Source organism: Streptomyces sp. NPDC059957 (genome assembly GCF_042730015.1).
Classification (GTDB): Bacteria; Actinomycetota; Actinomycetes; order Streptomycetales; family Streptomycetaceae; genus Streptomyces.
In genome coordinates, this window is sequence record NZ_JBHWMB010000071.1 from 23,403 (window position 1) to 31,162 (window position 7,760).

At 72.5% G+C, this 7,760-nt stretch carries 6 protein-coding genes; 2 read left to right on the forward strand and 4 right to left on the reverse strand.

Features of this window, described 5'->3' with window-relative positions; all coding sequences use genetic code 11:
* Window positions 1-31: 31 nt before the first annotated feature.
* Window positions 32-958 carry a proline dehydrogenase family protein gene (locus tag ACFWBW_RS33485; protein WP_385380746.1) on the reverse strand — a complete coding sequence of 309 codons (927 nt, stop codon included), beginning with the start codon at window positions 956-958 and terminating at the stop codon, window positions 32-34.
* A gap of 201 nt (window positions 959-1,159) precedes the next feature.
* Between ACFWBW_RS33485 and ACFWBW_RS33490 the strand changes: the two genes are divergently transcribed.
* Entirely contained in the window at window positions 1,160-2,485 is a 1,326-nt protein-coding gene (locus ACFWBW_RS33490) for a PucR family transcriptional regulator (protein ID WP_385380749.1), read from the forward strand.
* A 70-nt stretch (window positions 2,486-2,555) separates the two neighbouring features.
* Here ACFWBW_RS33490 and ACFWBW_RS33495 read toward each other — a convergent pair whose 3' ends face one another.
* Entirely contained in the window at window positions 2,556-3,428 is an 873-nt protein-coding gene (locus ACFWBW_RS33495) for a hypothetical protein (protein WP_385380752.1), read from the reverse strand.
* Between the two features lie 68 nt (window positions 3,429-3,496).
* Window positions 3,497-4,087: a TetR/AcrR family transcriptional regulator gene (locus ACFWBW_RS33500; RefSeq protein WP_385380755.1), complete on the reverse strand. Its 591-nt coding sequence runs from the start codon at window positions 4,085-4,087 to the stop codon at window positions 3,497-3,499.
* Window positions 4,088-4,190: 103 nt separating this feature from the next.
* On the opposite strand from ACFWBW_RS33500, the gene ACFWBW_RS33505 reads away from it, so the two are divergent.
* Window positions 4,191-5,735 carry an MFS transporter gene (locus tag ACFWBW_RS33505; protein WP_385380757.1) on the forward strand — a complete coding sequence of 515 codons (1,545 nt, stop codon included), beginning with the start codon at window positions 4,191-4,193 and terminating at the stop codon, window positions 5,733-5,735.
* 67 nt (window positions 5,736-5,802) lie between these two features.
* Here ACFWBW_RS33505 and serA read toward each other — a convergent pair whose 3' ends face one another.
* Window positions 5,803-7,392, reverse strand: coding sequence for a phosphoglycerate dehydrogenase (gene serA / locus ACFWBW_RS33510; RefSeq protein ID WP_385380760.1), 1,590 nt, complete (start codon window positions 7,390-7,392; stop codon window positions 5,803-5,805).
* Window positions 7,393-7,760 lie beyond the last annotated feature (368 nt).

Consider the following 7,760-nt stretch of genomic DNA (forward strand, 5'->3'; position numbering starts at 1 on the left):
GCGGAGACGCGCTCCGCCTCCCCGAGACCGCCTAGTTCTTGGTGATCATCGAGCGGAGGAAGAAGAGCAGGTTGGCCGGCTTCTCCGCGAGGCGCCGCATGAAGTAGCCGTACCAGTCGGTCCCGTACGCCGTGTAGACGCGCATGCGGTGGCCCTCGGCGGCCAGCCGCAGGTGCTCCTCGCTGCGGATGCCGTACAGCATCTGGAACTCGTACTCGTCGAGCTTGCGCCCGGCCTGCCGGGCCAGCTCCTGGGCGATCGCGATCAGACGCGGGTCGTGGGACCCGATCATCGGGTAGCCCTCGCCCTCCATCAGGATCTTCATGATGCGGACGTACGCCTTGTCGATCTCGGCCTTGTCCAGGTACGCGACCTCTGCGGGCTCCTTGTAGGCGCCCTTCACGATGCGTACGCGGCTGCCGGCGGCGGCCAGGCGGCGGGCGTCGGCCTCCGTGCGGAAGAGGTACGCCTGGATCACGCAGCCGGTCTGCGGGAAGTCGCGGCGCAGCTCCTCGTGGATGGCGAACATCGAGTCGAGGGTGGTGTGGTCCTCGGCGTCCAGGGTCACGGTGGTGCCGATGGCGGCGGCGGCCTCGACGACCGGGCGGACGTTGGCGAGGGCCAGTTCGTGGCCTCCTTCGAGCGCCTGGCCGAACATGGACAGCTTCACCGACATCTCGACGGTCTCGCCGAGGCCCAGGTGTGCGAGCTGCTCGATGAGCTCGAGGTACGCGTCGCGCGCGGCGTGGGACTGCTCCACGGTGGTGATGTCCTCGCCGACGACGTCGAGGGTCACCTCCAGGCCCTTGCCCGTCAGGTCCTCGACGATCGGGATGACCTGGTCGACCGTCTCACCGGGGATGAACCGGTTCACCACGGGCTTGGTCACCGGGGCGGCAGAGACGATTCGGCGCATCTTGTCGCTGCGCGAGGCGGCGAGGATCGCGGGACCCAGCACGGGGTACCTCCAACGGGGGCGGGCAGAAGCAGACATTCAGCCCGCGCCGGGACGACGGAGGCCATAAGGAAAACGCAAGTAAAACCACCGTGAAACCTAGGGATCTCCCCGATCCTCTGCCATCGACAGCTGTCACGCATCCGTGGCCCGGATCTCATACATCTGTCTGAAGCGCGGCTGCGGGGGTGGGAGAATGTGCGGGTGAAAGGCGATTACCAGGACCTGGTGGACGAGATCTCAGCGCTGCTCGGCGCTCCGGCGACACTGGAGAACCGGGACTTCCGCCTGATCGCCTTCGGCGCGCACGACAGCGAAGACGATCTCGCCATGGATCCCGTACGGACCCGCTCGATCCTGACCCGCCAGTCGACGGCGGCCGTCCGGTCCTGGTTCGAGGGCTTCGGCATCGCCCGCGCCACCGGCCCGGTGAGGATCCCGGCGGCCCCGGACGCCGGCGTCTTCCGGGGGCGGATCTGCCTGCCGGTGCGCTACCGCGGGATCGTCCAGGGCTACGTGTGGCTCCTCGACCAGGAGCCCGGCCCCGACGCGGAGTCCCTGGCCGCCGCCATGGAGGTGGCCCAGCGGATCGGGCTGCTCCTCGCGGAGGAGGCCCGGGCGGGCGCAGACCTCTCCCGGGAGTTCCTCGCCGCGCTCACCGCCGGGCGGGGCTGGCACCAGGACATGGCCGTGGCGGCGCTACGGGTGGCACTCGGTCCGGGCGGCGAGGGACCGCACGCCGCGGTCTGCGTGAGCCCGTGGTCGGGCGAGGCCCCGACTTCGGTCCCGGGAGCGGCGGCCGTGTGCGTGGTGCCCTGGCGGGGGGCCGGCGAGCCGGAGCCCCGTCCGGGCGGCGGCGGGCCCGCGGGGCAGTCCCTGGCGGTGCTGATCCGGCTGCGCGGCGCGGACCCGCTGGCTCCGGCCCTCACGGCGATCTCCCGCCTGATGCCCCGCACGGCGAGCGGGGCGGGCGGCGCGGCGGGCACCGCCGGCATCGGCCCCGCCATCGGCCCCGGCCCCGGCCCCGCCGCAGCGAAGGCCGGCGGCACCGCCCGCACCGCCCGCACCGCCCCGAAAGCAGGCGGCAAGGCCGCCGCCCCCGGCGCGGCCACAGGGGTGACCGCCGGAGTGTCCGACCCCGTACGGGCGCTCACCGAACTGCCCGCCGCCTGGCAGCAGGCCACCGCCGCCGCCCGGGCCGCCGCCGCCGGGCCGCGGCTCGGCCCGGTCGCGCAGTGGTCCGCGATCGGGCCCTACCGCATGCTGGCGTCCGTCGCCGAGGACGCCCTGGACGACCCGGTGGCCCGCGCCCTGCGCGGCCCCGCCAACCCCGAACTGGCCCGGACCGCAGAGGTGTTCCTGGACTGCGCGGGCCAAGCCGGCCGCGCGGCGGCGGCCTTGGGGATCCACCGCCAGACCCTGTACTACCGCCTGTCCCGGGTGGAGCAGTTGACCGGCCTCGACCTGGACGAGGGCGAGGACCGCCTGCTCCTCCACATGGCCCTCAAGGCAGCCCGCCTGCACGGCTGACCGGCCGGGGCCGGGTCGCCCCGAACGGCAGGTCGGCCGGCCCCGGAGGCACGCCCCGCACCGGCCCCCGTCAGCGCCCGGCGCTGCCCGAACGGCCCAGCGCCGCACCCGATACCGCGTCGATCAGGACCCGGTTCCCGAGCGGCCTGGTCAGCGTCACGGGGACCGTCGCCTCGAGCATCATCAAGGGGCATCCTTCGCCCTTCCCGAGCTTCTTGCCCGGCAGGATGCGGCCGCCCAGGACCACCGTGTCGACCCCCTCCAGGACCTCGACGGCGACCCCGCCGTCACACGCCCCGTGCCCGGCCTCCACGGTGAAGGCGGTGGCGGCGGCATCCGCGGCGTCGTGGCCGAACAGTTCGGCGGTGCGCCCGTCGAAGGACCGCATCGGCGGGATCGGCGGCTCGGCCGGCTCCGCCTTCGCGACGGCGACCCGGGCGAGCGGCTGCGCGTACCCCTCCAGGTCGAAGAACCAGACCGGGACCCGGGCGGGGCCGCGGCTGGTCTTCATGGTCAGCTCGCCGGAGCGGGCGCCCGTGACGGTCAACGGGCGTTCGCGGGTGGGCGCCTTGCCGGTGAGGGTCTCGTACGTCGCGCTCGCGCTCAGCACCGCGATGTCGAGGCCGGCGCCGTCGGACCAGGTGATCCGGCCGGTGCGGCCGGACTGCGCGGGCAGTTCGCCGCGCAGGGCGAAGTTGCCTTCCAGGTAGGCGGTCTTGTCGTACCCGTCGCGGAAGGCGCCCGCCGGCAGCCGCACGGGGTCCTCCAGCAGGTGGAACCCCTCGCGCCACTCCTTGAGTTCGGCCGAGCCCTCCCAGGCCCGCGCCACCTCCCCCATCCGGGGGCGCAGGTCGGGCGCGGCGTCGCTCCAGGGCATCCCCGCACCGCCGCATCCCGCCGCCGCCCCGAGGAACACCGCCGCCACCATCACCGTACGTCTCACAACTCCCCCTCCGGCCGGGCCGATCCGGGGCTGGGACGCGGGCGCCGCGGCGGCGGTTCCGGCTCCGGTTACTCCCCGGCCGGCGGGCCCGCCTTCGCCATCGCCTCGACCGCCCGCCGCATCCCCTCGGTCAGGTCCGCGGGAGTCGCGGCCGACGCGGGGTCGAAGAGCCACTGGAGCATGAACCCGTTCAGCAGGGCCTGGTAGAAGGCCCCGGTGGTCCGCAGCTCCTCCTCCGTCAGGTCATCCTCGGGCACGCCGGTGAACATCGAGATCAGCCCCTTGCGCCCCTCCCCCTGCGAGGCGGCGAGCAACCTGCGCAGCTCCGGGAGCCGGTCCCGGGTGAGCGCGACCTCCATGCTGGCCGCCCAGATCGGGGCGGAGTCTTCGTGTCCGGCGTGCACGCCGTCCCAGACCGAGCGGAAGCGCTCCAGCGAGCCACCCTCCCCCTCCACCCCGGCCGTGAACCGGTCGCCCCACTCCTGCATGACCGCGATGAACGCCTCCGTCATGAGGGCGTCCTTCGAGCCGTAGTGATAGCCGATCGAGGCCAGGTTCGCTCCCGAGGCCTTGACGATGTCGCGGGCGGTCGTGCCCACGAAACCCTTCTCGACCAGGCACTTCTTGGCGCCTTCCAGCAAGTCTTCGCGATGTCCCATGCCTTCACCGTAGCCAAGACACCCGTCCAAGACAAACGTACTATACAACCGTTCTATACAGACGTACTAGACAGCTGTTTATGACGCTTGTACATTGCTGCTCATGACGAACCCCGCAGCACGTCTCGCCGGTCGCCGGGAATGGACCGCCCTCACCGTTCTCCTGCTCCCCCTGCTCCTGGTCGCGATGGACGTCTCCGTCCTCTACTTCGCCATCCCGGCCATCACCCGGGAGCTGGACCCCAGCTCCACCCAGCAGCTCTGGATCTTCGACAGCTATGCCTTCGCCCTCTCGGGCCTGCTCATCACGATGGGTTCGCTCGGCGACAGGATCGGCCGCCGCAAGCTGCTGCTGACCGGCGCGGCCGCCTTCGGACTCGCCTCCGTCGCCGCCGGCTACGCCTCCAGCGCCGAGATGCTCATCGCGGCCCGGGTGCTGCTCGGCATCGGCGGCGCGACCCTGATGCCGTCCACGCTCGCCCTCATCCGCAACCTCTTCCAGGACGACCGGCAGCGCGGCAAGGCCATCGCGATCTGGTCCGGCGCCATGACCGGCGGGATCGCGCTGGGTTCGGTGCTCAGCGGGGTGATGCTGAACCACTTCTGGTGGGGCTCCGTCTTCCTGATCAACGTGCCCGCGATGCTGCTCCTGCTGGTGCTGGTCCCCGTGCTGGTCCCGGAGTTCAAGGACCCGGCGCCCGGCCGCTTCGACCTGCTGAGCGTGCCGCTGTCGATGGCCGCCGTGCTGCCGGTGGTCTACGGCCTCAAGGAGATCGCCGCCGAGGGCTTCACCCCGTTCCACGCGGGCTGCCTCGCCGTCGGCCTGGCCTTCGGGTACCTCTTCGTCCGCCGCCAGCGCACCCGTGAGGACGCCATGGTCCCCCGGGCCCTCTTCCGGGGACGCGGCTTCGGCGCCGGCGTCGGCCTGAACACCATCGCCGCCTTCGCCATGATGGGCTCGGCCTACTTCACCACCCAGTACCTGCAGTCGGTGCTCGGCATGGACACCCTCGAAGCCGCCCTCTGGAGCCTCGCCCCCTCGGTCGTCATCGGCGCCGCAGCCCCCGCCGGCGCGGCCCTCGCCCAGAAGACCGACCGGGCCTACGTCATCTCGGGCGGCTTCGTCCTCGCCGCCGCCGGGTTCGCCCTGATCAGCCTGGTGGACACCGACTCGCTGTGGCTGCTGCTGACCGGAGCCGGGGTCCTCGCCAGCGGCATCGTCACCGTGATGTCCCTGGTCTCCGACATGGCGCTCGGCTCCGCCCCCGCCGAGAAGGCAGGCTCGGCCGCCTCCCTGCTGGAGACCGGCCAGGAGTTCGGCGGCGCCCTCGGGATGGCCCTCCTGGGCAGCCTGGCCACGGCCGTCTACCGCTCCGACCTGGCCGGCTCCGAGCCCGCGGTACGGGAGACCCTCGGCGGGGCCGTGGCCACCGCGCAGGAGCTCGGCGGCGCGGCCGGCGGGCAGGTCCTGACCGCCGCCCGGGAGGCCTTCGTCCACGGAATGCAGTACGCGGCCTGGGGCGGTACGGTCCTGCTCCTCGCGGCGGCGGTGCTCGCCGCGGCCCTGCTCCGGGGACGCGGAGCGCAGGCCCCTGCCCAGGCGGAGCCGGCCCCGGCCGGCGAAGCGCTCGCGCCCTCGGCGGCGTAACGGGGCGGGACACACGAAAGGGCCCGGGGTCTCCCCCGGGCCCTTCGCTCTGTCCGCTGCCGCAGCGTCAGCCGAGGCTGACCGTACGGGCCGAGACGGCGCCGATCTCGGTGGCGATGTCCGCGAGGACGTTCACCGGGGCCTCTGCGTCGACGGTGAGGACCGCGAGTGCCTCGCCGCCCTCTTCGGCGCGGGCGACCTGCATGCCCGCGATGTTCAGGCCGGCCTCGCCGAGGATGCGGCCGACCGCGCCGACCACGCCCGGGCGGTCGGCGTAGCGCAGGACGATCATGTGCTCGGCGAGCGCCAGGTCCACGTCGTAGTCGCCGATGCCGACGAGCTTCTGCAGGTGCTTCGGGCCCACGAGCGTGCCGGAGACCGAGACCTCCTGGCCGTCCGACAGGGTGCCGCGGACGGTCACCACGTTGCGGTGGTCCGGGGACTCCGAGGAGGTGGTCAGGCGGACCTCGACCCCGCGCTCCTGCGCGAAGAGCGGGGCGTTGACGTAGGAGACCGTCTCGTCGACGACGTCCTCGAAGACACCCTTGAGCGCGGAGAGTTCGAGCACCTTGACGTCGTGCTGGGTGATCTCGCCGTAGACCTCGACGTCGAGGCGGACCGCGACCTCGCCCGCCAGCGCGGTGAAGATGCGGCCGAGCTTCTCGGCGAGCGGCAGGCCCGGACGGACGTCCTCGGCGATGACGCCGCCCTGGACGTTGACCGCGTCGGGCACGAGCTCACCGGCGAGCGCGAGGCGCACCGACGTGGCGACCGAGACACCGGCCTTCTCCTGGGCCTCGTCCGTGGACGCGCCGAGGTGCGGGGTGCAGACGACCTGGTCGAGCTCGAACAGCGGGGAGTCCGTGCAGGGCTCCTTCGCGTACACGTCGAGGCCGGCGCCGGCGACGCGGCCCTCCTTGATGGCCGAGTACAGCGCGGCCTCGTCCACGATCCCGCCGCGGGCGGCGTTGACGATGCGGACGGACGGCTTGACCTTGTGCAGGGCCTCGTCCCCGATGAGACCGAGGGTCTCGGGGGTCTTGGGCAGGTGCACGGTGATGAAGTCGGCGACCTCGAGCAGCTCGTCGAGCGTCAGCATCTTGACGCCCATCTGGGCGGCGCGCGCGGGCTGCACGTAGGGGTCGTACGCGACGATCTTCATGCCGAAGGCCGACATGCGCTGGGCGACCAGGACGCCGATGCGGCCGAGGCCGACGACACCGAGGGTCTTCTCGCTGAGCTCGACACCCGTGTACTTGTTCCGCTTCCACTCGCCGTTCTTCAGGGCGGTGTTGGCCTGCGGAATGTTGCGGGCCGTCGCGACGAGCAGGCCACAGGCCAGCTCGGCGGCGGTGACGATGTTGGAGGTCGGTGCGTTCACGACCATCACGCCGGCCTTGGTGGCGGACGAGACGTCGACGTTGTCGAGACCGACGCCCGCGCGGGCTACGACCTTCAGCTTCTTGGCCGCGGCGATGGCCTCGGCGTCGACCTTGGTCGCGGAGCGGACCAGGATCGCGTCGACGTCCACGATCGCGGGGAGCAGCTCCGCACGGTCGGCGCCGTTGCAGTGACGGATCTCGAAGTCCGGGCCGAGCGCCTCGACAGTGGCGGGCGACAGCTCTTCGGCAATGAGTACGACAGGTTTCGAGCTCACGTGGGTCCTCACAAGTCCAGTGCGGACGGCCGTCCCGACGGCCGCAGGCGGTGGAGGGGGGTAGCCGCGTGGAAGACGCACGACACTGTGGGCCTGACGCGTTGTGTTGAGCAGTGTAGTGGCGGATCCGGAAGGGAATTCCGCCTGTACGGAAGGATCACCCGCACGAGATTGGCCGGGGTGGACAAGCGGTCCCCCACAAGGCCCGTCGGGGCCTGCCGCAGGGGGTGCCCGGCCGATGTGCCGCGGGGGGGGGGGGACACCCCCCCCCCCCCCCCCGACAGCAGCCCCCCCCCCTTCCTTTCTTCCCCCCCCCCCCCCCCCCCCCCCGCCCCTCCCGCCGTTCTCCCCCACCCCCCCCCCCCCCT